Annotated in this window: 27 protein-coding genes, 1 tRNA gene and 1 other RNA gene; 21 read left to right on the plus strand and 8 right to left on the minus strand. The window is 42.0% G+C overall.

Annotated features, from left to right (window positions below; all coding sequences use genetic code 11):
• The first annotated feature begins 267 nt into the window (after positions 1-267).
• The 4 genes from SORDD05_RS00350 to SORDD05_RS00365 all read left to right on the plus strand — a co-directional run bounded on the left by SORDD05_RS00350 (position 268) and on the right by SORDD05_RS00365 (position 4,294).
• Entirely contained in the window at positions 268-639 is a 372-nt protein-coding gene (locus SORDD05_RS00350; RefSeq protein ID WP_061416481.1) for a GFA family protein, read from the plus strand.
• 183 nt (positions 640-822) lie between these two features.
• Positions 823-1,740 carry a glycine--tRNA ligase subunit alpha gene (glyQ, locus tag SORDD05_RS00355; protein ID WP_000038733.1) on the plus strand — a complete coding sequence of 306 codons (918 nt, stop codon included), beginning with the start codon at positions 823-825 and terminating at the stop codon, positions 1,738-1,740.
• A gap of 211 nt (positions 1,741-1,951) precedes the next feature.
• Positions 1,952-3,988: a glycine--tRNA ligase subunit beta gene (gene glyS, locus SORDD05_RS00360; RefSeq protein WP_061416483.1), complete on the plus strand. Its 2,037-nt coding sequence runs from the start codon at positions 1,952-1,954 to the stop codon at positions 3,986-3,988.
• A 48-nt stretch (positions 3,989-4,036) separates the two neighbouring features.
• Positions 4,037-4,294, plus strand: coding sequence for a DUF896 family protein (locus SORDD05_RS00365; RefSeq protein WP_000371291.1), 258 nt, complete (start codon positions 4,037-4,039; stop codon positions 4,292-4,294).
• An 83-nt stretch (positions 4,295-4,377) separates the two neighbouring features.
• On the opposite strand, the gene SORDD05_RS00370 is transcribed toward SORDD05_RS00365, so the two are convergent.
• Genes SORDD05_RS00370 through SORDD05_RS00380 form a run of 3 tightly spaced genes read right to left on the minus strand, consistent with a single transcriptional unit; the run spans position 4,378 to position 7,193 of the window.
• On the minus strand, positions 4,378-5,622 hold the full coding sequence (locus SORDD05_RS00370; protein ID WP_000673672.1) for an NAD(P)H-dependent oxidoreductase: 1,245 nt from the start codon (positions 5,620-5,622) through the stop codon (positions 4,378-4,380).
• A 17-nt stretch (positions 5,623-5,639) separates the two neighbouring features.
• The gene (locus SORDD05_RS00375) at positions 5,640-6,245 is read right to left on the minus strand and encodes an NADPH-dependent FMN reductase (RefSeq protein ID WP_000915929.1); all 606 of its coding nucleotides are present in this window, start codon (positions 6,243-6,245) and stop codon (positions 5,640-5,642) included.
• An 18-nt stretch (positions 6,246-6,263) separates the two neighbouring features.
• The gene (locus SORDD05_RS00380) at positions 6,264-7,193 is read right to left on the minus strand and encodes an FAD:protein FMN transferase (protein ID WP_061417767.1); all 930 of its coding nucleotides are present in this window, start codon (positions 7,191-7,193) and stop codon (positions 6,264-6,266) included.
• A gap of 297 nt (positions 7,194-7,490) precedes the next feature.
• Here SORDD05_RS00380 and nox point away from each other — a divergent pair, with 297 nt between their 5' ends.
• From nox to pdxT, 3 genes are all read left to right on the plus strand, one after another.
• Positions 7,491-8,870: a H2O-forming NADH oxidase gene (gene nox / locus SORDD05_RS00385; RefSeq protein ID WP_000036763.1), complete on the plus strand. Its 1,380-nt coding sequence runs from the start codon at positions 7,491-7,493 to the stop codon at positions 8,868-8,870.
• A gap of 150 nt (positions 8,871-9,020) precedes the next feature.
• Complete coding sequence (pdxS, locus tag SORDD05_RS00390; protein ID WP_061416485.1) at positions 9,021-9,896, plus strand: pyridoxal 5'-phosphate synthase lyase subunit PdxS; 876 nt, start codon at positions 9,021-9,023, stop codon at positions 9,894-9,896.
• Positions 9,897-10,478, plus strand: coding sequence for a pyridoxal 5'-phosphate synthase glutaminase subunit PdxT (gene pdxT, locus SORDD05_RS00395; protein ID WP_061416487.1), 582 nt, complete (start codon positions 9,897-9,899; stop codon positions 10,476-10,478). It begins immediately after the preceding gene.
• Positions 10,479-10,497: 19 nt separating this feature from the next.
• On the opposite strand, the gene trhA is transcribed toward pdxT, so the two are convergent.
• Positions 10,498-11,145 carry a PAQR family membrane homeostasis protein TrhA gene (gene trhA, locus SORDD05_RS00400; protein ID WP_001097972.1) on the minus strand — a complete coding sequence of 216 codons (648 nt, stop codon included), beginning with the start codon at positions 11,143-11,145 and terminating at the stop codon, positions 10,498-10,500.
• Entirely contained in the window at positions 11,142-11,588 is a 447-nt protein-coding gene (locus SORDD05_RS00405) for a DUF1836 domain-containing protein (protein ID WP_061416489.1), read from the minus strand. Before SORDD05_RS00405 ends, trhA begins: the two co-directional genes overlap by 4 nt.
• 134 nt (positions 11,589-11,722) lie before the next feature.
• Here SORDD05_RS00405 and SORDD05_RS00410 point away from each other — a divergent pair, with 134 nt between their 5' ends.
• The 7 genes from SORDD05_RS00410 (at position 11,723) to trxB (ending at position 16,077) form a co-directional block, all read left to right on the plus strand.
• Entirely contained in the window at positions 11,723-12,217 is a 495-nt protein-coding gene (locus SORDD05_RS00410; protein WP_061416492.1) for a GNAT family N-acetyltransferase, read from the plus strand.
• Entirely contained in the window at positions 12,214-12,729 is a 516-nt protein-coding gene (locus SORDD05_RS00415) for a methylated-DNA--[protein]-cysteine S-methyltransferase (RefSeq protein ID WP_061416494.1), read from the plus strand. The genes SORDD05_RS00410 and SORDD05_RS00415 overlap by 4 nt, the downstream gene beginning before the upstream one ends.
• A gap of 12 nt (positions 12,730-12,741) precedes the next feature.
• Positions 12,742-13,098, plus strand: coding sequence for an arsenate reductase family protein (locus SORDD05_RS00420; protein ID WP_061416496.1), 357 nt, complete (start codon positions 12,742-12,744; stop codon positions 13,096-13,098).
• Between the two features lie 156 nt (positions 13,099-13,254).
• Positions 13,255-14,055, plus strand: a complete 801-nt coding sequence (locus SORDD05_RS00425; protein WP_061416498.1) for an amino acid ABC transporter permease — start codon at positions 13,255-13,257, stop codon at positions 14,053-14,055.
• The gene (locus tag SORDD05_RS00430) at positions 14,055-14,798 is read left to right on the plus strand and encodes an amino acid ABC transporter ATP-binding protein (RefSeq protein ID WP_061416500.1); all 744 of its coding nucleotides are present in this window, start codon (positions 14,055-14,057) and stop codon (positions 14,796-14,798) included. The genes SORDD05_RS00425 and SORDD05_RS00430 overlap by 1 nt, the downstream gene beginning before the upstream one ends.
• A gap of 77 nt (positions 14,799-14,875) precedes the next feature.
• Positions 14,876-15,100, plus strand: coding sequence for a DUF4059 family protein (locus SORDD05_RS00435; RefSeq protein WP_000924294.1), 225 nt, complete (start codon positions 14,876-14,878; stop codon positions 15,098-15,100).
• A gap of 65 nt (positions 15,101-15,165) precedes the next feature.
• The gene (gene trxB / locus SORDD05_RS00440; RefSeq protein ID WP_061416502.1) at positions 15,166-16,077 is read left to right on the plus strand and encodes a thioredoxin-disulfide reductase; all 912 of its coding nucleotides are present in this window, start codon (positions 15,166-15,168) and stop codon (positions 16,075-16,077) included.
• A gap of 190 nt (positions 16,078-16,267) precedes the next feature.
• Here trxB and rlmB read toward each other — a convergent pair whose 3' ends face one another.
• The gene (gene rlmB, locus SORDD05_RS00445; protein ID WP_061416503.1) at positions 16,268-16,996 is read right to left on the minus strand and encodes a 23S rRNA (guanosine(2251)-2'-O)-methyltransferase RlmB; all 729 of its coding nucleotides are present in this window, start codon (positions 16,994-16,996) and stop codon (positions 16,268-16,270) included.
• Positions 16,997-17,040: 44 nt separating this feature from the next.
• Positions 17,041-17,652 carry a peptide deformylase gene (gene def, locus SORDD05_RS00450; protein WP_061416505.1) on the minus strand — a complete coding sequence of 204 codons (612 nt, stop codon included), beginning with the start codon at positions 17,650-17,652 and terminating at the stop codon, positions 17,041-17,043.
• A gap of 155 nt (positions 17,653-17,807) precedes the next feature.
• Between def and SORDD05_RS09750 the strand changes: the two genes are divergently transcribed.
• From SORDD05_RS09750 to ssrA, 4 genes are all read left to right on the plus strand, one after another.
• Positions 17,808-19,118, plus strand: coding sequence for a CapA family protein (locus SORDD05_RS09750; RefSeq protein WP_081102432.1), 1,311 nt, complete (start codon positions 17,808-17,810; stop codon positions 19,116-19,118).
• A 21-nt stretch (positions 19,119-19,139) separates the two neighbouring features.
• Positions 19,140-19,967 (plus strand): HAD family hydrolase, encoded by an 828-nt coding sequence (locus tag SORDD05_RS00465; protein WP_061416507.1) that lies wholly within the window; start codon positions 19,140-19,142, stop codon positions 19,965-19,967.
• 1 nt (position 19,968) lies between these two features.
• Entirely contained in the window at positions 19,969-20,604 is a 636-nt protein-coding gene (locus SORDD05_RS00470) for an SGNH/GDSL hydrolase family protein (protein ID WP_061416509.1), read from the plus strand.
• 58 nt (positions 20,605-20,662) lie between these two features.
• Positions 20,663-21,010, plus strand: a transfer-messenger RNA (tmRNA) gene (gene ssrA / locus SORDD05_RS00475).
• Between the two features lie 233 nt (positions 21,011-21,243).
• Here ssrA and SORDD05_RS00480 read toward each other — a convergent pair.
• Positions 21,244-21,331 (minus strand) — tRNA-Ser (locus SORDD05_RS00480).
• 161 nt (positions 21,332-21,492) lie between these two features.
• On the opposite strand from SORDD05_RS00480, the gene SORDD05_RS00485 reads away from it, so the two are divergent.
• Genes SORDD05_RS00485 through SORDD05_RS00495 form a run of 3 tightly spaced genes read left to right on the plus strand, consistent with a single transcriptional unit; the run spans position 21,493 to position 25,090 of the window.
• Positions 21,493-22,233, plus strand: a complete 741-nt coding sequence (locus tag SORDD05_RS00485) for a DeoR/GlpR family DNA-binding transcription regulator (protein ID WP_061416511.1) — start codon at positions 21,493-21,495, stop codon at positions 22,231-22,233.
• The gene (gene pfkB, locus SORDD05_RS00490) at positions 22,230-23,141 is read left to right on the plus strand and encodes a 1-phosphofructokinase (protein ID WP_061416513.1); all 912 of its coding nucleotides are present in this window, start codon (positions 22,230-22,232) and stop codon (positions 23,139-23,141) included. Before SORDD05_RS00485 ends, pfkB begins: the two co-directional genes overlap by 4 nt.
• The gene (locus tag SORDD05_RS00495) at positions 23,138-25,090 is read left to right on the plus strand and encodes a PTS fructose transporter subunit IIABC (RefSeq protein ID WP_061416516.1); all 1,953 of its coding nucleotides are present in this window, start codon (positions 23,138-23,140) and stop codon (positions 25,088-25,090) included. The genes pfkB and SORDD05_RS00495 overlap by 4 nt, the downstream gene beginning before the upstream one ends.
• The last annotated feature ends 74 nt before the right edge of the window (positions 25,091-25,164 follow it).

Genomic DNA, 25,164 nt, shown 5'->3' on the forward strand with positions numbered 1-25,164 from the left:
AGTAAGAAAAAGGATTGTAAATTTTCTCTCTTTCTGATATAATAATCAACAAGAAAGAAAGTCTTATGGCGTTCTTCAAGCGAGCTTGGGATAGTGGGAGCCAAGTAGGACAAGGTAAGAAACTGGCGCTTTCTGTCGTATTTTTAAAAACAATGAAGTAATAAATTAGGGTGGAACCGCGTTTCAGACGCCCCTAGTCGCAAGACTTGGGTGTTGAAATTCGGTTCTTTTTGAATTTCGTCTAATACCTAAGTAGAAAGGAGCATAATGCTTAAAGGATCTTGTTTATGCAAAGCAGTGACCTATACTTTAGATGAGGAATTGTCGGAATTAGTTTTTTGTCATTGCTCATTCTGTCGGAAAGCAACTGCGTCTGCCTATACAGTTAATGCCAAAGTTAGCAGCAAAAATTTAGTATTGTATGGAGAAAAGAATTTAGTTACTTATAGTTCATCTCCAGGGAAACAACGCTATTACTGCCAGAACTGTCACAGTCAAATTTTCACTATTCAAGAAGATGTACCAGAAGTTTGTGCTTTGAAATTGGGTACAGTAGATGAATGCAATCAGAATTTACAAACTGTTCCCAAACGTCATATTTTTCAGGCCCCAGCTTTTTCTTGGTTGCTTGATGAGTAAATCCAAAAAGATAATATAAATTAAAGGAGTAAACAATGTTTAAAAAATTGACTTTCCACTGCGTCAGTGGCAGAGACCTCCTTATAGTCGGGCTGAGCTAGACGCGGTACTAACTCGTCTTGCCTCGTATAATCGACGAGGCAGACTCGTGTCGCAAGTAATTTATAAAAAAAGGAGTAAACAATGTCTAAAAAATTGACTTTCCAGGAAATCATCCTTACTTTGCAACAATTTTGGAATGACCAAGGTTGTATGCTTATGCAGGCTTATGATAATGAAAAAGGTGCGGGAACGATGAGTCCTTACACTTTCCTTCGCGCTATCGGACCTGAGCCATGGAATGCGGCTTATGTAGAGCCATCACGTCGTCCTGCTGACGGTCGTTACGGGGAAAATCCTAACCGTCTTTACCAACACCACCAATTCCAAGTAGTTATGAAGCCTTCTCCATCAAACATCCAAGAACTTTACCTTGAGTCTTTGGAAAAATTGGGAATCAATCCTTTGGAACACGATATTCGATTCGTTGAAGATAACTGGGAAAATCCTTCTACTGGTTCAGCTGGTCTTGGCTGGGAAGTTTGGCTGGATGGGATGGAAATCACTCAGTTCACTTACTTCCAACAAGTTGGTGGATTGGCAACTGGCCCTGTGACTGCGGAAGTTACCTATGGTTTGGAGCGCTTGGCTTCTTACATCCAAGAAGTGGACTCTGTCTATGATATTGAGTGGGCTGATGGTGTAAAATACGGAGAAATCTTTATCCAGCCTGAGTACGAGCACTCAAAATATTCATTTGAAATTTCGGACCAAGAAATGTTGCTAGAAAACTTTGATAAGTTCGAAAAAGAAGCTGGTCGTGCCTTGGAAGAGGGCTTGGTTCACCCTGCCTATGACTATGTTCTCAAATGTTCACACACCTTTAATCTGCTTGACGCGCGTGGTGCCGTATCCGTAACGGAGCGCGCAGGCTATATCGCTCGTATCCGTAACCTGGCCCGTGTCGTAGCCAAAACCTTTGTCGCAGAACGCAAACGCCTAGGCTACCCACTTTTGGATGAAGCAACACGAGCTAAACTCTTAGCAGAAGACGCAGAATAAAGAGAGTGACAAATTACGAAAATGGGCGAACAGAGTGAGCCTTGAGCCAGTTGCTGTAGTGATGAAGGTATCCTTAGTGAAGCTAAGGATACTAGGCAAAATTGGAGACTTTCGGCTCCAATTTTAGCAATGAAACGACGAAGTCGGTTGCTTGCGTGCCGATCACATAAGGCAAACTGGAAAATAAAAAGATACTTTTCGGAGAAAAAACATGACAAAAAACTTATTAGTAGAACTCGGTCTTGAAGAGTTACCAGCCTATGTAGTAACTCCAAGTGAAAAACAACTAGGTGAAAAAATGGCAGCTTTCCTAAAAGAAAATCGTCTTTCCTTTGAAGCCATTCAAACCTTCTCAACCCCACGTCGTTTAGCTGTTCGTGTGACTGGTCTTGCAGACAAACAGTCTGATTTGACAGAAGATTTCAAGGGGCCAGCAAAGAAAATTGCCTTGGATGGTGATGGAAACTTCACCAAAGCAGCTCAAGGATTTGTCCGTGGGAAAGGCTTGACAGTTGAAGATATTGAATTCCGTGAAATCAAGGGTGAAGAATATGTCTATGTTACCAAGGAAGAAATAGGCCAACCAGTTGAAGCCATTGTTCCAGGTGTAGTAGACGTATTGAAGTCACTGACTTTCCCTGTCAGCATGCACTGGGCTAACAATACTTTTGAATATATCCGTCCTGTTCACACTTTGACTGTTCTTTTAGATGAAGAAGAGTTCGATTTGGATTTCCTTGATATCAAGGGCGGTCGTGTGAGTCGCGGTCATCGTTTCTTGGGACAAGAAACCAAGATTCAGTCAGCATTGAGCTATGAAGAAGACCTTCGTAGCCAGTTTGTAATCGCAGATCCTCGTGAACGTGAGCAAATGATTGTTGACCAAATCAAGGCAATCGAAGCTGAACATGGCGTACGTATCGAAATTGATGTCGACTTGCTGAACGAAGTCTTGAACTTGGTTGAATACCCAACTGCCTTTATGGGAAGTTTTGATGCTAAATACCTTGAAGTTCCAGAAGAAGTTTTGGTGACTTCGATGAAGGAACACCAACGTTACTTTGTTGTTCGTAATCAAGACGGTAAACTCTTACCAAACTTCATTTCAGTCCGTAATGGAAATGCAGAGCATTTGGAAAATGTTATCAAAGGAAATGAAAAAGTATTAGTTGCCCGTTTGGAAGACGGTGAATTTTTCTGGCGTGAAGACCAAAAATTGGTGATTGCAGATCTTGTTGAAAAATTGAACCAGGTGACCTTCCACGAAAAGATTGGTTCCCTTCGTGAACACATGATTCGTACAGGTCAGATTGCCGTCCTTTTGGCGGAAAAAGCTGGTTTATCAGTGGATGAAACGATTGACCTAGCTCGTGCAGCAGCCATTTACAAGTTTGACTTGTTGACAGGTATGGTTGGTGAATTTGACGAACTCCAAGGTATTATGGGTGAAAAATATGCCCTTCTTGCTGGAGAAACTCCAGCGGTGGCAGCTGCTATTCGTGAACACTACATGCCTACATCAGCCGAAGGCAAACTTCCAGAGAGCAAGGTTGGAGCAGTTCTAGCCATTGCAGACAAATTGGATACGATTTTGAGTTTCTTCTCAGTAGGCTTGATTCCTTCAGGTTCTAATGACCCTTATGCCCTTCGTCGTGCAACTCAAGGTGTAGTTCGTATCTTGGATGCTTTTGGTTGGCACATTGCTATGGATGAGCTGATTGACAGCCTTTATGCTTTGAAATTCGACAGCTTAACTTATGAAAATAAAGCGGAGGTCATGGACTTTATCAAGGCTCGTGTCGATAAGATGATGGGTTCAATTCCAAAAGACATTAAGGAAGCAGTCCTTGCAAGTTTGAACTTTGTCGTGGCGGATATGTTGGAAGCAGCAAGTGCTCTTGTAGAAGCAAGCAAGAAAGAAGACTTCAAACCATCTGTTGAATCCCTTTCACGTGCCTTTAACTTGGCTGAAAAAGCCGAAGGGACTGATACTGTTGATCCAGCTCTCTTTGAGAATGAAGAAGAGAAAGCCTTGGCAGAAGCAGTAGAATCACTCGTTTTGTCAGGGACTGCAAGTCAGCAATTAGAACAACTCTTTGCGCTTAGCCCAGTTATTGATGCTTTCTTTGAAAATACTATGGTAATGGCTGAAGATCAGGATGTCCGTCAAAATCGTTTGGCTATCTTGTCTCATTTAACTCAAAAAGCAGCTAAACTTGCACGTTTCAATCAAATTAATACCAAATAAAAAATAAAATCTGTTAAACGGATTAAACCTTATCACAAAGGAGAAGAAATGGATCCGAAAAAAATCGCTCGTATCAACGAGCTTGCCAAAAAGAAAAAAACAGAAGGCTTAACTTCTGCTGAAAAAGTGGAACAAGCTAAACTTCGTGAGGAGTACATCGAAGGCTATCGTCGTTCTGTTCGTCACCACATTGAAGGAATTAAAATTGTGGATGAGGAAGGAAATGACGTCACACCAGAAAAACTACGTCAGGTACAACGTGAAAAAGGTTTGCACGGCCGTAGTCTTGATGATCCAAACTCATAAAATGAAAGGGGTTGTAGATGATTTACATTCCCCTTTTCTTTTGCAATAAAAAAGAAGGAGCCAAGTGGCTCCTTTTTGGTTTCTTAGTTGCTTGCGCCAGAAGTAGCGTCAGCGTCACCACCGTGGCCTCCAGCATCCCCTGAATCAGAAGCGCCAGAAGTAGCATCGGCGTCTCCATGACCTCCAGCAGCAGGAGCAAATGGTCCGCTACCACCTACCAAACGTTGACCAGTTTCTTTTAGGTACCAGTCAAGCCATGGTTGGAAGTTAAACACGATTTCATTGATACCAGCGTATGATCCGTCAGGATAGTACATCGCTTGGTAGTTGTGGGTGTTGATGACACCTGCAGGAGAACCTGGAACGATAGTACGGACGTATTCTTGGTTTCCGTTGCGAAGTGTTCCGATAACCCACTCTACGTTCTTCATACGTGCTGGTGGAAGAGAACCATGAACAGTCGACATACGGCTACCTGATTGAGGTGGCACACGTTTGGCAAACATGGTGTCTGGATCTTGGTGAGCGTTGTTGTAGTAGAGGAATTGGTTGTTGTCGTCAGCATATGTCAATTCAAATGGCATAGCTTTCAAGAACATATCAATTTGGTTAACTGTCAAGATACCGTGGTCCAATTTGACATAGGTATCACCAGAAACAGCGCCAGTGATTGCAGCAACTTTTTCTACCCATTCTGGATCGTCAGGATCAACTTCTGTGATGGTTGTAGCGATTGGTTTTCCACAATCCAAGTCTTCTGGTTCGATTGGTTTTGGTTTTTTCAATTTCGAAACGACTCCTACGTATTTTACAAAGTTATCTAAGCAAGTCTCAAGGAATTTAACAGTTCCTTCGTTGGTGATATTTCCGTTGTTATCAAAAGCTTCCTTAGCTTTACCAAGAAGGAATTCATTCCCTGGAAGCGTGTAGGCATTAACACCTGGAGCGTCAAGGATTTTACGAAGGTGAACTTGGGCACGTGATGTTCCTTGGTCATAGTATGATGCACCCACAATCATAACAGGCTTGTTTTCAAATGGATGAACTTCGTATGAAAGCCATTCGAGTACAGATTTGAGAGAAGCTGAGATAGTGTGGTTGTGCTCAGGAGTAGCGATAATGACACCATCAGCACGTGTAATCTTGTTATACAAGAAACGCAATTGGAAACTTTCGTCCCATTTTTCGTCTTGGTTAAACATTGGAACTTCGTCGATTTCAAGGACTTCTAATTCAAATTTGAATTTGAAATTGCGACGAATAAATTCCAAGAGTTTGCGGTTATATGATTGATCGTAGTTTGATCCAACAAGTCCAACAAATTTCATTCTTTCGGTCTCCTATCTTACAAATTTTCCCAGTCAAATTCTTCAGCGTCTTTGCGAAGCAATTCTTGTGCATTGCGCAATTTTTCAGTAATTTTCACAAAGATACGGAAGTCATCAAAGATGGCATCCAATTTCTTGATGACGTCAAGGTCAACCAAGTCGCCACTTGGGTTAAATGCTTGAAGAGAGTGTGAGAGCAAGAATTCATCTGGTAGAACATTTGCCTTAATTTCAGGAGCATTCAAGATTTGACGAAGTTGCAATTGGGCACGAGATGAACCAAGTGTACCGTAAGAAGCACCAGTAATCATGATTGGTTTGTTCAAAAGTGGGTAAATACCGTAAGATAGCCAAGCAAGAGCGCTCATCAAAACTGCAGGGATAGAGTGGTCGTACTCAGGAGTACCGATAATCACACCATCAGATGCTTCGATTTTGGCTGCAATCTCAAGAATTTCAGCGGGAAGAAGTTTATCTGCTGGTTTGTTGAAAACAGGGATATCCTTGATTTCAACGAGTTCAATTTCAGCTTTATCAGCAAAGTGTTTTTGCATGTATTGGAGCAATTGGCGGTTTGTAGAACGTTTAGAGTTCGTTCCAACAATGGCAATAAGTTTTAGCATGAGATTTCCTTTCTCTTTTTACATAATACAATTTTGAAGGCCTGAAGAACAAGCAAGGTGCCCCTCTTTGTCGATGATGATGGCTTCAATCCCATCTATACTTTCGACTTGCCAGAGGATAGAAGCGCTTCGTTCTCCGAAAAGGCGTGTTGTCCATATCTCACCATCAACGGATTTATCAGAGACAATCGTTAGGCTAGCAAGATCGGTTTCGACAGGAAAGCCTGTCTCACTATCAAAGATATGGTGATAGTCTTTTCCATCTACTGTCAGGTGGCGTTCATAGATACCTGAAGTGACAACGGATTTATTAGAAGCAGGAATGGTTAGGAGATGATTGCCACGAGGATTTCGCGGATCTTGAATACCGATTTGCCAGGCTTTCCCTTCTTTGGTTTGGTTATTCCCGATGGTGAGGATATTTCCTCCGAGATTGATCAAGGCAGAGGTGACACCGTGCTCTTTCAAATACTGAGCAACCTTATCTGCACTATAGCCCTTGGCTAAACAACCTAAATCAAGCTTCATTCCTTTCTTATCTAAAAAGACAGTAGAGCTAGTCGGATCTAACTTGATAAAATGCGGGTTAACTAGAGGCAAGACAGCTTCGATTTCGTTTAACTCTGGAAGCCGTGCATCTGCAAATCCGATTCGCCAGGTTTGAATCAAGGGACCGATACTGATATTTAGATGGCTAGAGGGAGCTAGGCTATGCTCCAGTCCAAGAGCAATCAGTTCAAATAGGTCAGGATGAACCTTAACAGGTGCGATTCCAGCCTGGTAGTTGATTTCCATCAGTTCGGATTCTTGACTGTTGGCGTTGAAGCGGTATTCGAGCTCCTTGAGCAAGTCAAAAGCACCTTGAAGCAGGGTTTCTGCCTGCTCATCTACTAATGAAATCGTGATAGTTGTTCCCATTAGCCGTTCAGAACGTGAACGAAGAGGCAAGCTACCAACTCCTTTCTTCTTGTAGGAAATCATTCAAGATAAGTTAGATTAATAGAAAATTTAACCCCTTACATTTTCTTTCCATGTATCTAGCATACCATAAAGTCAGCGTTTTCACAAATAAATTTTAACAAAAGTCAAGAAATATGCTTAAAAATTGGAAGGAAATGAAACAAATAATATAGCAAAGAATAATTTTTTCTGAAAAAAAGAGAATTCCAAGCAAATACCTTGTAAACGCTAACAGCAAATGATATACTAGAAGGGTAAATTAAATTTTAAAGGTGGAATTATTCTATGAGTAAAATCGTTGTAGTTGGTGCTAACCACGCTGGTACAGCATGTATCAACACTATGTTGGACAACTTTGGACATGAAAATGAAATCGTTGTATTTGACCAAAACTCAAATATTTCATTCCTTGGTTGTGGAATGGCGCTTTGGATCGGGGAACAAATTGATGGCCCAGAAGGTCTCTTCTACTCTGATAAAGAAAAATTGGAAGCAAAAGGTGCTAAAGTGTACATGAACTCACCAGTTCTTTCAATTGACTACGATAACAAAGTTGTGACAGCAGAAGTTGAAGGTAAAGAACACAAAGAGTCTTATGATAAATTGATCTTTGCTACTGGTTCAACTCCAATCTTGCCTCCAATCGAAGGTGTTGAAATTGTTAAGGGCAACCGCGAATTCAAAGCAACTCTTGAAAATGTACAATTTGTTAAATTGTACCAAAACGCTGAGGAAGTTATTGAAAAACTTGAAGACAAGAGCAAACACCTTGAGCGCATTGCCGTTGTTGGTGGTGGTTACATTGGTGTAGAACTTGCCGAAGCTTTCGAGCGTCTTGGAAAAGAAGTGGTGCTTGTTGACATCGTAGACACTGTTTTGAACGGCTACTATGACAAAGACTTCACTCAAATGATGGCGAAAAACTTGGAAGACCACAACATCCGCTTGGCTCTTGGTCAAACAGTTAAAGCCATCCAAGGTGATGGAAAAGTTGAACGCTTGGTAACAGACAAAGAAACATTTGATGTGGACATGGTTGTTCTTGCAGTTGGTTTCCGTCCTAACACAGCTCTTGCTGATGGTAAGATTGAACTCTTCCGCAACGGTGCCTTCCTTGTAGACAAGAAACAAGAAACTTCAATCCCAGGTGTTTATGCAGTAGGTGACTGTGCGACTGTTTATGACAACGCTCGTAAAGACACTAGCTACATCGCGCTTGCATCTAATGCTGTACGTACTGGTATTGTTGGTGCTTATAACGCTTGTGGACATGAATTGGAAGGAATCGGTGTACAAGGATCAAACGGTATCTCTATCTACGGTCTTCACATGGTTTCGACTGGTTTGACTCTTGAAAAAGCTAAAGCTGCTGGTTACAACGCAACTGAAACAGGCTTTAACGATCTTCAAAAACCAGAATTTATCAAACATGACAACCACGAAGTTGCCATCAAGATTGTCTTTGACAAAGACAGCCGCGAAATTCTAGGTGCGCAAATGGTATCTCATGACTCATCAATCGGTATGGGAATCCATATGTTCTCACTTGCTATCCAAGAGCATGTGACAATTGACAAGTTGGCATTGACAGACCTATTCTTCTTGCCACACTTTAACAAACCATACAACTATATCACAATGGCTGCACTTACAGCTGAAAAATAGAAATGGATGAACTATCTGGCCTCAACTGAAGGTCAGGTAGTTTTTTGTCAATCTGTACCCAGACAAATATTGTTTTTCTATCTTGTACTTCATTCTAATCTAGCTTAAAATGAAATGGTAGCTACCAATACAAATGATGAGGAAAAAGAAATGACTGAAAATCGTTATGAATTAAATAAAAATTTGGCGCAGATGCTCAAAGGTGGGGTTATCATGGATGTTCAGAACCCTAAACAGGCTCGTATTGCAGAGGCTGCTGGTGCAGCTGCTGTTATGGCCTTGGAGCGGATTCCAGCTGATATTCGTGCGGCTGGTGGAGTTTCCCGTATGAGCGACCCAAAGATGATTAAGGAAATCCAAGAAGCGGTCAGTATTCCAGTGATGGCAAAGGTTAGAATCGGACATTTTGTTGAAGCTCAGATTTTAGAGGCTATTGAGATTGACTATATCGATGAGAGTGAAGTGTTGTCTCCAGCTGATGACCGTTTCCATGTGGACAAGAAAGAATTCCAAGTTCCTTTTGTCTGTGGAGCTAAGGACTTGGGTGAAGCCTTGCGTCGTATCGCTGAGGGAGCTTCCATGATTCGTACAAAAGGAGAACCCGGTACAGGAGATATCGTTCAAGCCGTTCGTCATATGCGCATGATGAATCAAGAAATTCGCCGTATTCAAAATCTACGCGAAGATGAACTTTATGTGGCTGCCAAGGACTTGCAAGTCCCTGTAGAATTGGTTCAATACGTCCATGAACATGGAAGATTGCCAGTTGTCAACTTTGCAGCCGGAGGTGTGGCAACACCTGCAGATGCTGCGCTGATGATGCAATTGGGGGCAGAGGGCGTCTTTGTCGGTTCAGGTATTTTCAAGTCAGGAGATCCTGTTAAACGAGCAAGTGCCATTGTCAAAGCGGTGACCAACTACCAAAATCCTCAAATTTTGGCTCAAATCTCTGAAGATCTAGGGGAAGCCATGGTTGGTATCAATGAGAATGAAATCCAAATTCTTATGGCAGAGCGAGGAAAATAGATGAAAATCGGAATATTGGCCTTGCAAGGAGCCTTTGCAGAACATGCAAAAGTGCTAGATAAATTAGGAGTCACTAGTGTCGAAATCAGAAATTTAGATGATTTTCAACAACATCAGAGTGACTTGTCTGGTTTGATTTTGCCTGGCGGTGAGTCTACAACCATGGGCAAGCTCTTGCGAGACCAGGACATGCTGCTTCCTCTAAGAGAAGCTATTCTCAATGGCTTACCAGTCTTTGGAACTTGTGCGGGCTTAATCTTGCTGGCTAAGAAAATTACTTCTCAGGAAGAAAGTCATCTAGCGACTATGGATATAGTAGTAGAGCGTAATGCTTATGGACGCCAACTAGGAAGCTTCTATACAGAGGCAGAATGTAAGGGAGTCGGTCAGATTCCCATGACTTTTATCCGTGGTCCTATTATCAGCAGTGTTGGAGAGGGTGTAGAAATTCTAGCAACAGTTGATGATCAAATCGTTGCAGCTCAAGAACAGAATATGCTGGTAACCTCTTTCCATCCAGAATTGACAGATGATGCTCGCTTGCACCAGTATTTTATCAATATGTGTAAAGAAAAAAGTTGAGAAAAGATTCTCAACTTTTTTACATGTAATAAACAATCGCGATATATTGGAGTGCAGACGCAGCTAGGATAAAGAGATGCCAAATCATGTGGAAATATGGTTTTTTCTTAGCGTAAAATCCAGCTCCAACTGTGTAACAGAGCCCACCAGTTACCATAAGACTCCAGAAAATTGGTGTTGTTTGACTAATAATGGCAGGAATGATAGCTAGAACCAACCAGCCCATAATCAGGTAAAGAGCAAGGCTGAATTTTTCATTGACCTTTTTAGCAAATATTTTATAGAGGATGCCAAAGATGGTCGTTCCCCACTGAATGGCAATGATCAGATAGCCAAACCAGTTATTCATCAAAGTCAATACGACTGGCGTATAAGAGCCTGCGATAGCCACATAAATCATAGAATGGTCGATGATTCGTAAGACGTATTTGTGGGTTGAACCATAGGCCATAGAGTGGTAAATGGTTGACGAGAGAAACATAAGAAACAGACTGATAACAAAGATAGAGACACCAAAAGATGATAAAAATCCGTGTGCTTCATAACTATAGGTGGATGAAATGGGGAGTAAGATGAGCATGATAACGGCACCGACAGCATGGGTCACACTATTGGCAATTTCTTCTCCAAAACTGAGTTTTTTACTGAGTTTTAGGCTAGTATTCATTGGGATACCTCCTCTTCTTTGTTAAGGATTAAGTCTAGAGTTTGATGATAGAGTTTAACCGTTTGACAGCTGGTTTGGATAATAGGATTTTCTGGATCAATCCCATGGTTCATGTAGTCCACAAAAGCGTCGTAGAGCTGGTCTGAGCTTGCTTGAGTTTGCAGAGTATTAAGTGTCTGAGCAATTTCTTGGATCGAAAAGACAGACTTGAGAGTGGTAATGGCAATTAAACGAGCAATCTGTTTGCGTTGGTATTTCTTCTTGTCAGGCTTTGTCAGGTAACCATGTTTGACATAGTTATTGACCATGGATGCTGTTAGCCCCTTTTCTTTATCTGGAGAGATGGGGGCACAGACTTGGTTGACATAAAGCAAAACCTGATCCAGATAGAGGTCAATGTTTGGGATGTCTTCCCATTTTGGGTAGGAAAAGTTAGAATTCATTTCCAACTCCTTTTTATCTAGTTTAAATAACTAGATTATAAAATAATAAAAAACAAAAGTCAAGTTTCAACTGCTTGTAGAAAGCCCTAAATTATGCTATGATGAGAGAAACTAGTCAGAAGAGAGGAGAAAAGATGGAGATTCGTTTAGCTTTTCCAAACGAAGTAGAGGCGATTATGCAGGTGATGGAGGATGCCAAAAAATGCTTAGCCAAGTCAGGAAGTGACCAGTGGCAAAATGGCTATCCAAATGCTGACATCATTATTGATGATATTATCTCAGGTCAAGCCTATGTAGCCTTGGAAGAAGGAGACTTACTGGCTTATGCTGCTGTGATCAAGAGTCCAGAAGAAGCCTATGAAGCGATTTATGAAGGAAATTGGCAAGGGAGAGAGTCAGAATATCTGGTCTTTCACCGTATCGCCGTAGCAACAGATGTCCAAGGTCAGGGAGTTGCTCAGACTTTCCTAGAAGGCTTGATTGAAGGATTTGATTATCTAGATTTTCGTTCAGATACGCATGCAGAAAACAAGGCCATGCAGCATATTTTTGAAAAGCTAGGCTTCCAACAGGTCGGGAAAGTTCCAGTTGATGGGGAACGCTTGGCCTATCAGAAATTAAAAAAATGAAGCAGAATAAGTACGTAAAAATGCTCTACCCGTCGCCAATTGGGACCTTATCCTTAGTTGCTGACGAGCAATATCTGTATGGAATTTGGGTACAGGACCAGAAGCATTTTGAGAGGGGATTAGGAGATAAAACAATAGAAGAAGTTGTTAATCATCCTGTATTAGAGCAAGTCATTTCCTATTTAGATACCTATTTCGAAGGCAGGGTTCAGGATCTATCTGACTTACCTTTGGCTCCTATTGGAACAGATTTTGAAAAGCGAGTCTGGGCTTACTTGCAGAGCATTCCTTATGGGCAAACAGTAACTTACGGACAAATAGCTCAAGACCTGCAAGTGGCTTCTGCCCAAGCGATTGGCGGAGCAGTGGGGCGCAATCCCTGGTCCATCCTCGTACCCTGTCATCGTGTGATGGGTTCAGGAAATCGCTTGACAGGCTATGCATCTGGAGTCGAAAAGAAAGCCTGGCTCTTGCAACATGAAGGTGCAGCATTTCAAGAAAATAAAAAATAGAAAGAAAAGAAGATGTTAGAATTTATCGAATACCCAAAATGTTCAACTTGTAAGAAAGCAAAAAATGAATTGGATAAACTTGGACTGGAATACCAAGATGTCCACATCGTAGAAGAAACCCCAAGTGAAGACGTGATTTTGAACTGGTTGGAAACTTCCGGTTTTGAAGTGAAACAATTTTTCAATACTAGCGGGATCAAATACCGCGAATTGGGCTTGAAAGATAAGGTGGGAAGTTTGTCAAAGCAAGAAGCAGCCAAGCTTCTAGCGAGTGATGGCATGTTATTGAAACGTCCAATTCTGGTGGAGAATGGTGCTGTTAAACAAATCGGCTATAGAAAACCCTATGAGGACTTAGGTTTGAGATAGTTTTTATTTATCTCCTTGATAGGTAAAATATATAGCCTTCCTGTTTTAAAGTGTGATAAACTAGAAGATAGACAAAGTCTGAGCAGCCCGTAGCAAATAATTTGCTTGCGAGCAGAAGTATGATAGAATGAATCATTATCAGGAGAGGATGTTTTTATGACTGTTACAACATTTTTAGCATCAGATTGGTACCAAAGTTTGATGCAGCTCATTCCGGATGGTAAGCTCTTTAGCTTGCGTTCGGTTTTTGATGGAATTCCAAGGATTGTCCAACAACTGCCTACAACCTTGATGTTGACGCTTGGAGGTGCGATTTTTGGTTTGGTGCTGGCCTTGGTTTTTGCCATTGTTAAAATCAATCGTGTTAAGATTTTATATCCCTTGCAGGCCTTTTTTGTCAGCTTTTTAAAAGGGACACCGATTTTGGTTCAGCTTATGTTGACCTACTACGGGATTCCACTTGCTCTGAAAGCACTCAATCAACAATGGGGAACCAGCTTCAATATCAATGCTATTCCAGCAGCAACCTTTGCGATTGTAGCTTTTGCCTTTAATGAGGCGGCTTATGCCAGCGAAACCATTCGTGCAGCCATCCTTTCTGTTAATCCAGGTGAAATTGAGGCGGCGCGTAGTCTGGGTATGACTCGTGCTCAAGTTTATCGTCGCGTGATTATTCCAAATGCGGCTGTTGTTGCGACTCCAACCTTGATTAATTCCCTAATCGGCTTGACCAAGGGAACTTCTCTAGCCTTTAGCGCAGGTGTTGTGGAGGTCTTTGCCCAGGCTCAGATTTTGGGTGGAGCTGATTATCGCTATTTTGAACGTTTCATCTCCGTTGCTCTTGTTTATTGGGTAGTCAATATCGGAATTGAAAGCCTCGGCCGTTTCATCGAGAGAAAAATGGCTATCTCAGCGCCGGATGCAGTGTCTACAGATGTGAAAGGAGACCTTCGTTAATGATTAAGATTTCGAATTTAAGCAAATCCTTTTCAGGACAGACAGTCTTGAATCATCTGAACTTGGATATTCAAAAGGGAGAAGTAGTGGCTTTGATTGGTTCATCTGGAGCTGGGAAATCAACCTTTCTTCGTAGTTTGAACTACCTTGAAACTCCAGATAGTGGAACGATTCAGATTGACAATTTTACAGTTGATTTTTCTCAGATTAGCCAAGAAGAGATCCTAACCCTTCGTCGCAAGTTGTCCATGGTTTTCCAACAGTTTAATTTGTTTGAACGCCGAACTGCTCTTGACAATGTCAAGGAAGGTTTGGTTGTCGTTAAGAAATTATCGGACGAGGAAGCAACAAAAATCGCTAAGGAAGAGTTGGCCAAGGTTGGTCTTTCTGACCGTGAAAACCATTATCCTCGCCATTTATCAGGTGGACAAAAGCAACGGGTTGCCCTCGCGCGTGCGCTTGCTATGAAACCAGATGTCTTGCTCTTGGACGAGCCCACTTCAGCCCTTGACCCAGAGTTGGTCGGTGAAGTAGAAAAGTCTATTGCAGACGCTGCCAAGTCTGGTCAGACCATGATTTTGGTCAGTCACGATATGTCTTTTGTAGCCCAAGTAGCAGACAAGGTTTTATTCCTAGATAAAGGGAAAATCATCGAGTCTGGCACACCGGATGACATCATCAATCATCCGAAAGAAGAACGAACAAAAGAATTCTTTGCTAGTTACAAACGGACTTATATTTGATATAATAGAAAAAGGGAAACTCAGTTAGTTGGACTAGCTGAGTTTACTCTTTAAAAAAGATAGAAACGAGAGAGATTATGCTACTGCATTTATTTTCTTTGTATTTCGAGAGTTTGATCTTAACGACCATTCTTGTCGTGATTTTTCTGGGGATTTGGATTGGATTGAGAGCCATGTCTGGTGTGGACAAGACAGCTAAGGCTCGCCAAGCTCATCTCTATGATATGATTATGATTGGAGTTTTGGTCGTTCCGGTGTTATCCTTTGCCGTCATGAGTTTGCTCTTGGTTTTCAAGGCATAATCCTTGCGTGACTAGCAAGAATGAGTTAGAATAAAAATAGTTACAACAAGAAAGAAGGAATCGAAATGTACGATACAATTATTATCGGTGCTGGACCTGCGGGAATGACAGCTGCCTTATATGCCGCTCGAAGCAATCTGAAAGTGGCTTTGATTGAAGGTGGTCTGCCAGGTGGGCAAATGAACAACACCTCTGATATCGAAAACTATCCTGGATATGCCAATATCAGTGGACCTGAATTGGCAGAGAAGATGTTTGAACCTCTTGAAAATCTTGGAGTAGAGCACCTTTATGGATTTGTTGAAAAGATTGAAAATCATTCTGACTATAAGAAGGTCATCACTGATGACCAAGTTTACGAAACTCGCACTGTCATCGTGGCAACTGGGTCTAAACACCGTCTTTTAGGTGTTTCTGGAGAAGAAGAACTAAATAGTCGAGGTGTTTCTTACTGTGCGGTCTGTGATGGAGCTTTCTTCCGTGACCAAGACTTGCTCGTAGTTGGTGGTGGAGATTCTGCGGTAGAAGAAGCTCTATTCTTGACTCGCTTTGCCAAGACTGTTACCATTGTTCACCGTCGAGATGAACTTCGTGCTCAAAAGGTTTTGCAAGACCGTGCCTTTGCAAATGAGAAAGTCAGCTTTATCTGGGACTCTGTAGTCAAAGAGATCAAAGGTGAAAGCCGAGTAGAGTCAGTTGTATTTGAAAATGTAAAGACGGGTCAAGTGACAGAGCAAGCCTTTGGAGGTGTCTTTATCTATGTTGGTTTGGATCCTGTTAGTGATTTTGTCAAGGACTTGAATATTCAAGATCAGGCAGGATGGATTGTGACAGACAACCACATGAAGACTGCCGTTGACGGTATCTTTGCGGTTGGGGATGTTCGCCAAAAAGATCTTCGCCAAGTCACAACAGCAGTTGGAGATGGGGCTATCGCTGGTCAAGAAGCCTATAAATTTATCACAGAACATAGTTAATACACTTCGAAAATCAAATTCAAACCACGTCAGCTTCGCCTTGCCGTATATATGTTACTGACTTCGTCAGTCTTATCTACAACCTCAAAGTAGTGCTTTGAGCTGTCTACAGCTAGCTTCCTAGTTTGCTCTTTGATTTTCATTGAGTATAATCATAAAAAAGTTTCCAATCAAGTGATTGGATACTTTTTTATAGTCTGTTTCGGAAAACTTCGTACATGAGAATGGCTGCAGCAACACTGGCATTGAGGCTTTGAACATGTCCATTCATAGGAATGGTAATCATTTCATCGACCTGTTTTTTGATGTTGCTAGAGATGCCTTTTCCTTCATTTCCGATGATGAGGGCGATTTTCCCTTTTGTATTCCACTTGTGGCAAGGAGTACCGTTCATATCTGTTCCAAAGGTCCAGAATCCTTCATTCTTGAGTTTGTCTAGGGTTTGACTGAGGTTGGTCACTCGGACAATCGGTACGTGCTCAATGGCGCCTGTGGCCGTTTTGGCAACGACAGGAGTCACTCCGACAGCACGGTGCTTGGGAATGATGACGCCTGAAACATTGGTCGCATCGGCTGTTCGCAAGATAGAACCTAGATTATGGGGGTCAGTTAACCCGTCCAGAATCAATAGAAAAGGATTTTCTTCTTGTCGTGTTTTTGCAAGGATGTGATCCAGCTCGCTATAGGCAAATTCGGAAACTCGAAGGACAAATCCTTGATGGACAGCGCCTTCGGTCATTTCAGAGAGGGATTTTTTTGAGGTCCAAGAGATGGAGACCTTTTTCTCAGCAGCAAGTTCCTTGACTTTCTCAACATTCTTTCCCCTTAGATCTTCTTGGAGATAGAGTTTGTTTCCTGTATTTGCAAGGAGGGCTTCGGTAACGGCGTGGACGCCATAGACAATATCATTTGTTTTCATGCCTCTATTATAACATAAAACCCCGTCTTGCAACGGAATTTTCTTTATTCAAGAATCAGTAAACCATCTTTAACAGCAAATGGGTCTTTTTCATTGATACGATCGTAGAACATGATTCCGTTGATGTGATCAATTTCATGTTGGACAACGATGGAGTTGTATCCTTTAAGCTTGATACGGTGTTTTTCGCCGTCCTTATCAAAGTAGTCAACAGTAACGCGGGCATGACGGATAACATAGCCTGGCACGTTACGGTCAACAGATAGGCAACCTTCTCCTTCGCCAAGAGCAGCGTCCTGAACAGAGTGGGATACGATTTTTGGATTGTACATAATGGCTTGTAAATCGTAGGCTTCCTGTGGAGTTTCACCTTCTTCCACAATATTGGGCACTAAAACAGCGATTATGCGTTTTGAGATATCGAGTTGGGGAGCAGCAAGTCCAACACCACCACGGAGTCCCATCTTTTCTGCCATGACAGGATCTTGGGAATGTTTAAGGAATTGCATCATCTTTTCACCAAGGATGATATCTTGATCACTCAATGGAAAAGTCACTTCCTCAGCAACCGCGCGTAGAGTTGGGTTTCCCTCACGGATAATATCTTTCATATCAATCAAATGAGCAGCTTTTGTAATACGTTCTATAGCAGACATTTTCTCTCCTTTCATTACCTCTACATGATAACACAAAATAGATCAGAAAGAAAGTCGCAGAAGTTTCTAAAAAATAATATAATAAACGATATTCCCCTTTTGTCTGTGGTATAATTAAAGAAAAGACTTGCATCAAGAAGCAAGGAGGGATAAAGATGGAAAAGCGACAAGATCGACGGTCTCGTGGTTCTCTTTATGGGGTGTGGAGAACTAGTGTTAGTTTCTTTCGAAATTATAAATCTTGGACCAATGCTCAGTTTATTACGGTATTGCTACTTGCAGTTGCCTTGTCTATGGGATTGAACTTGCTGGTTCGAGCAGTACAAGGTAACAAGATAACAAGTTCTAACAGTCAGACTACAACGTCTAGTCAATCCAAGGAAAATCAGTCTGGTGAAACGACGGCGCGTATCATGGCAAATGGTGACCTTCTCTACCATATCCCCATCTACCGAACAGCTCTTAAAGAAGATGGAACCTATGATTTCCATGAAAATTTTGAGTATGTCAAACCTTGGCTCAAGCAAGCGGATTTGGTGATTGGCGACTTTGAAGGAACTGTGAACAAGGACCACTATTTGGCAGGTTATCCTCTTTTTAATGCACCTGGTGAGGTGATGGATGCGATTAAGGATGCAGGCTATCAGGTTTTAGATCTGGCCCACAATCACATCCTGGATTCTCAGATAGAGGGAGTGGTTTCAACGGCTCAAGCTATTGAAAAGGCTGGAATGACGCCCATAGGAGTTTATACAAAGGAACCACGGGACAAGTCTCCCCTTGTTATTAAGGAAGTCAATGGTATCAAGGTAGCTCTCTTGGCTTATTCCTATGGCTTTAATGGCATTGAGCAGTATATCTCTCAAGAGGACTATAATCGCTATCTTTCTGATCTGAATGAAGATAAGATGAAGGCAGAAATTGAACGCGCTGAGCAAGAAGCGGATATTACTATCATCATGCCTCAGATGGGAATTGAGTACCAGCTAGAACCGACGGAAGAACAAAAAACACTGTACCACAAGATGATTGACTGGGGAGCTGATATTATCTTTGGAGGGCACCCTCACGTAGTTGAACCTGCTGAAACGGTTGAAAAAGATGGTGACAAAAAATTGATCATCTATTCCATGGGAAATTTCCTCTCAAACCAGCGCATTGAAACCATGCAAGACGAGGAAAATGCCAAGTGGACGGAGCGTGGTGTTCTCATGGATGTGACCATTAAGAAAAAAGATGGCAAGACAAGGATTGAAACGGCTAAAGCGCATCCGACTTGGGTCAATCGGACGCCTAAAGGAACATACTCTCCAGAAGGTTATCCGCTCTTCCTCTATCAGACCTATATCCTAGAGGACTTCATTGAGGGGGGCAGCCACCGTGACAAGTTGGATGAAGCGACCAAGGAACGAATTGACACGGCCTATAAAGAAATGAATGAACATGTAGGGTTGAAGTGGGACTAGCTTGAATCCAGAGGAAGTAAAATGACGATTAAGATTATTGCAACAGATATGGATGGAACCTTGCTGGATCCAAGAGGGCAACTGGACTTGCCACGTTTAGAAAAGATTTTAGATCAGCTGGATCAGCGGGGCATCCGTTTTGTCATTGCGACGGGAAATGAAATCCATCGTATGAGAGAACTATTGGGACACTTGGCTGAACGAGTAGTCCTAGTAGTTGCCAATGGGGCGCGAATTTTTGAAAACAATAAATTGATTCAAGCGCAGACCTGGGATGATGCTATGGTTGATAAGGCTTTAGCTCATTTTAAAGAGAGAGAGTGCCGAGATCAGTTCGTCGTCACCAGTATGAATGGAGGTTTTGTCAAGAAAGGAACCGTTTTTACAGAACTTGATAAATTTATGACTCCAGAGATGATTGAAAGACTCTATCAACGAATGAATTTTGTGGAAGATTTGCAAGCTGATCTCTTTGGTGGAGTGCTTAAAATGAGCATGGTCGTCGGTGAAGAGCGATCCAGTTCTGTTTTGCAGGAAATCAATGACCTCTTTGATGGTAGTGTGAGAGCTGTTTCCAGCGGTTATGGTTGTATCGATATCCTACAGGCTGGTGTTCACAAGGCTTGGGGATTGGAAGAATTACTTAAGCGCTGGAATTTAAAATCGGAACAAATCATGGCTTTCGGTGATAGCGAAAACGATGTCGAAATGCTAGAACTGGCTGGAATTGCCTATGCTATGGAAAATGCAGATGATGAGGCTAAGGCAGTTGCGACTGCTCTAGCGCCAGCTAACAGCCAGGCGGGTGTTTATCAGGTCCTAGAGAATTGGCTAGAGAAAGAGGGATAAGGTGGCAGTACAGTTATTAGAGAATTGGCTCTTAAAGGAGCAAGAAAAGATTCAAATCAAGTATCGTGAATTGAATCAAGTTTCTGTTATAGAGCCAGATATCATCTTTATCGGAGATTCAATTGTGGAGTATTACCCTCTGCAAGAGTTACTCGGGACTGCTAAGACGATTGTCAATCGTGGCATCCGAGGCTACCAGACGAAACTTTTATTAGAGAATTTGGATGCCCATCTTTATGGTGATGCTGTGGATCAAATTGTTCTCTTAATTGGGACAAATGATATCGGAAAAGATGTCCCTATGAATGAAGCCTTGGATAATCTTGAGCGAGTTATCCAATCAATTGCCCGAGATTATCCGTTGTCACAAATAAAGCTCCTTTCCATTTTGCCAGTCAATGAGGGAGAGAAATACAAGCAGACCGTTTATATCCGAACCAATGAAAAGATTAGAGAATGGAATCAAGCCTATGAGTCTCTAGCATCCGCCTATATGCAGGTGGATTTTGTGTCGATTTATGATAGTTTGACAGATTCAGAAAGACAGCTTCAATCAGCCTATACAACAGATGGCCTCCATCTAAGTGTAGCGGGTTATCAGGCCCTATCAGAAGCCTTGAAAACATATCTTTTCTAAAGAATTGGCTTGATTTTGCATTTTTTATGAAGATAGGTTATAATAGTTCTATAATCTTGGGGTCGTTACGGATTCGACAGGCATTATGAGGCATATTTTGCAACCCGTGTGGCGACGTAAACGCTCAGTTAAATATAACTGCAAAAAATAACACTTCTTACGCTCTAGCTGCCTAAAAACCAGCAGGCGTGACCTGATTTGGATTGCTCGTGTTCAATGATAGGTCTTATGATTAGCGAGATACGATCAAGCCTTGTCTAGTGGTTTGATAAGAGATTAATAGACTCGCAGTTCCTAGGCTTGAGTTATGTGTCGAGGGACTGTTAAAACAATACATAACCTATGGTTGTAGACAAATATGTTGGCAGGTGTTTGGACGTGGGTTCGACTCCCACCGGCTCCATTATTCTTTCACCAACCTTGGAAAAACGTTGTTAAATCAACGTTTTTTGTTTTTGCCTTTTGTATTCCTTGGTATTCTTTTGCTAAAAAAGGATATAACAAAGGATACAACATTTTTGTCGTATCCTAGAAATCTATATCCTTTTGTTTTATGAAATCATATAGTGTTTGTATTATTTGATTTTTAAATGCTTGCGATAAAAAAACTGCATTGAGGTGCAGTTTTTCTTTTTTCTACGGAAGACATGGGATTCGAACCCACGCACGCTGTTACACGCCTACCGCGTTTCCAACACGGCCTCTTAAGCCTCTTGAGTAATCTTCCAATACTTACTCAAATAGTCTACCATAAAGCCACTTATCTTGCAATAAAAATTTTGGAAATAAGAAAAATGATAGAATTTGAAAGAAAGTGACAAAAAATGCTTGACTTTGGTGGAGAATGTGCTAGAATGAATAGTGTAAACGATAACAGGAGGTGGTTTGGTGTTAAAAACTGAGCGGAAGCAACTGATTTTAGAGGAGTTAAATCAACATCATGTAGTTTCCCTAGAAAAATTGGTTAGTCTATTAGAAACATCAGAATCAACGGTTCGAAGAGATTTGGATGAGTTGGAGGCGGAAAACAAGCTTCGCCGTGTGCATGGTGGTGCAGAATTGCCACACTCCTTGCAGGAAGAAGAAACCATCCAAGAAAAATCTATCAAAAACCTTCAAGAAAAGAAACTGCTGGCTCAGAAAGCGGCCTCTCTTATCAAGGAAAAAGATGTTATCTTTATCGATGCTGGAACGACAACTGCTTTTTTAATCAAGGAATTGGTTAATAAGAATATCACAGTTGTGACTAACTCCATTCACCATGCGGTTCAGTTGGTTGAAAAACAGATTCCAACTGTCATGGTTGGAGGAAGTGTCAAGATGGCAACAGATGCATGTATTGGCGGTGTTGCTCTTAACCAAATCAATCAATTGCACTTTGATCGTGCCTTTATCGGGATGAATGGTGTGGACGATGGCTATTATACGACTCCAGATATGGAGGAAGGAGCTGTGAAACGTGCTATTTTGGAGAATGCCAAACAGACTTATGTCTTGGTCGATTCGTCAAAGATTGGTCAAACTTGCTTTGCCAAGGTAGCACCACTTAAACGCGCTATTGTCATCACAAGTCAAGGGCATGAGCTCTTGCAGGCCATTAAGAAGAAAACGGAGGTAATAGAAGTATGATTTATACAGTCACACTCAATCCATCCATTGACTATATCGTTCGCTTGGGGCAAGTCCAAGTTGGCAGTGTCAATCGTATGGACAGTGATGATAAGTTTGCTGGTGGAAAAGGAATCAATGTCAGTCGTGTTTTGAAACGCTTGGGTATTCCAAATACAGCGACTGGATTTATCGGAGGCTTTACTGGTAAATTTATCACAGATACTTTGGCAGAAGAGGAAATCGAGACACGTTTTGTTCAAGTAGCAGAAGATACTCGCATCAATGTCAAGATTAAAGCAGACCAAGAAACAGAAATCAATGGAACGGGTCCAAATGTGGAACCAGCTCATCTAGAAGAATTGAAAGCTATTTTGTCTAGTCTGACAGCAGATGATACGGTTGTGTTTGCAGGTTCGAGTGTTAAAAACCTAGGAAATGTCATCTACAAAGATTTGATTGCATTGACACGCCAGACTGGTGCGCAAGTCGTTTGTGACTTTGAAGGACAGACCTTGATTGATAGTTTAGACTACCAGCCACTATTGGTTAAACCAAACAATCACGAGCTTGGAGCTATCTTTGGAGTGAAACTCGAAAGTTTAGATGAAATCGAGAACTATGCTCGAGAATTGTTGGCTAAAGGTGCTCAAAACGTTATCATCTCTATGGCTGGAGATGGTGCACTTCTTGTCACATCTGAGGGAGCTTACTTCGCTAAACCAATCAAGGGAACGGTCAAAAATTCAGTTGGTGCTGGTGACTCTATGGTTGCTGGATTTACCGGTGAATTTGTCAAATCAAAAGACGCAGTAGAGGCCTTCAAATGGGGAGTGGCTTGTGGGACAGCAACTACTTTCTCTGATGACTTGGCAACTGCAGCATTTATAAAAGAAACATATGAAAAAATTGAGGTAGAAAAACGATGAAAATTCAAGACTTATTGAGAAAAGATGTCATGTTGCTGGATTTGCAGGCAACTGAAAAAACAGCAGCTATCGAAGAGATGATTAAAAGCCTGGTAGATCACGATTATGTGACGGATTTTGAAATATTTAAAGAAGGAATTTTAGCGCGTGAAGCTCTAACTTCCACTGGTTTGGGTGACGGAATTGCTATGCCCCACAGTAAAAACTCTGCTGTCAAAGAAGCAACGGTTCTCTTTGCTAAGTCAAACAAGGGTGTTGACTATGAGAGCTTGGATGGGCAACCAACTGACCTCTTCTTCATGATTGCAGCTCCAGAAGGTGCCAATGATACTCACTTGGCTGCCTTGGCAGAATTGTCTCAATACTTGATGAAAGACGGTTTTGCAGACAAACTTCGTCAAGTAACATCAGCTGACCAAGTCATCGAACTTTTTGACCAAGCTTCAGAAAAAGCTGAGGAACCTGTTCAAGCACCTGCCAATGAATCTGGTGACTTTATCGTAGCTGTTACAGCTTGTACGACAGGTATTGCCCACACTTACATGGCCCAAGAAGCCCTTCAAAAAGTAGCTGCTGAAATGGGTGTTGGGATCAAGGTCGAAACCAACGGTGCCAGCGGTGTTGGGAATCAATTGACTGCAGAGGACATTCGCAAGGCTAAAGCTGTTATCATCGCAGCAGACAAGGCTGTTGAGATGGATCGTTTCGATGGCAAACCATTGATCAATCGTCCAGTTGCAGACGGTATCCGTAAGACAGAAGAGTTGATTAACTTGGCTCTTTCAGGAGATGCTGAAGTTTATCGTGCTGCTAATGGAGCAAAAGCTGCAACAGCATCTAATGAAAAACAAAGCCTTGGTGGTGCCTTCTACAAACACTTGATGAGTGGTGTATCACAAATGTTGCCATTCGTTATCGGTGGTGGTATCATGATTGCCCTTGCTTTCTTGATCGACGGAGCTTTGGGTGTTCCAAATGAAAATCTTGGCAATCTCGGATCCTACCATGAACTAGCTTCTATGTTCATGAAAATTGGTGGCGCTGCCTTTGGCTTGATGCTCCCAGTCTTTGCAGGTTATGTAGCCTATTCTATCGCTGAAAAACCAGGTTTGGTAGCTGGTTTCGTTGCTGGTGCTATTGCCAAAGAAGGTTTTGCCTTTGGTAAAATTCCTTATGCCGCAGGTGGTGAAGCAACTTCAACTCTTGCAGGTGTATCATCTGGTTTCCTAGGTGCCCTTGTTGGTGGATTTATCGCAGGTGCCTTGGTTCTTGCTATCAAGAAATACGTTAAAGTTCCTCGTTCACTTGAAGGTGCTAAATCAATCCTTCTCTTGCCACTTCTTGGAACAATCTTGACAGGATTTGTCATGCTGGCTGTTAACATTCCAATGGCAGCAATCAACACTGCTATGAATGACTTCCTAGGCGGTCTTGGAGGAGGTTCAGCTGTCCTTCTTGGTATTGTTCTTGGTGGAATGATGGCTGTCGACATGGGTGGACCAGTCAACAAAGCGGCTTATGTCTTTGGTACAGGTACGCTTGCAGCGACTGTTTCTTCAGGTGGTTCTGTAGCTATGGCGGCAGTTATGGCTGGAGGAATGGTGCCACCACTTGCCATCTTCGTCGCAACTCTTCTTTTCAAAGATAAATTTACCAAAGAAGAACGCAACTCTGGTTTGACAAACATCATCATGGGCTTGTCATTTATCACCGAGGGAGCGATTCCATTTGGTGCCGCTGACCCAGCTCGTGCGATCCCAAGCTTTATCCTTGGTTCGGCAGTAGCAGGTGGACTCGTTGGTCTTGCAGGTATCAAACTCATGGCGCCACACGGAGGAATCTTCGTCATCGCCCTTACTTCAAATGCCCTACTTTACCTAGTCTTTGTCTTGATTGGAGCAATTGTAAGTGGAGTGGTTTATGGTTACCTACGCAAGCCACAAGCATAAAAAAGTATCAAAATAGAAAGATTGTACCATTTGGTGCAATCTTTTTCTCTATTCGAAATGGCTATGAAATATGA

Source organism: Streptococcus oralis, from assembly GCF_001578705.1.
GTDB classification, from domain to species: domain Bacteria; phylum Bacillota; class Bacilli; order Lactobacillales; family Streptococcaceae; genus Streptococcus; species Streptococcus oralis_J.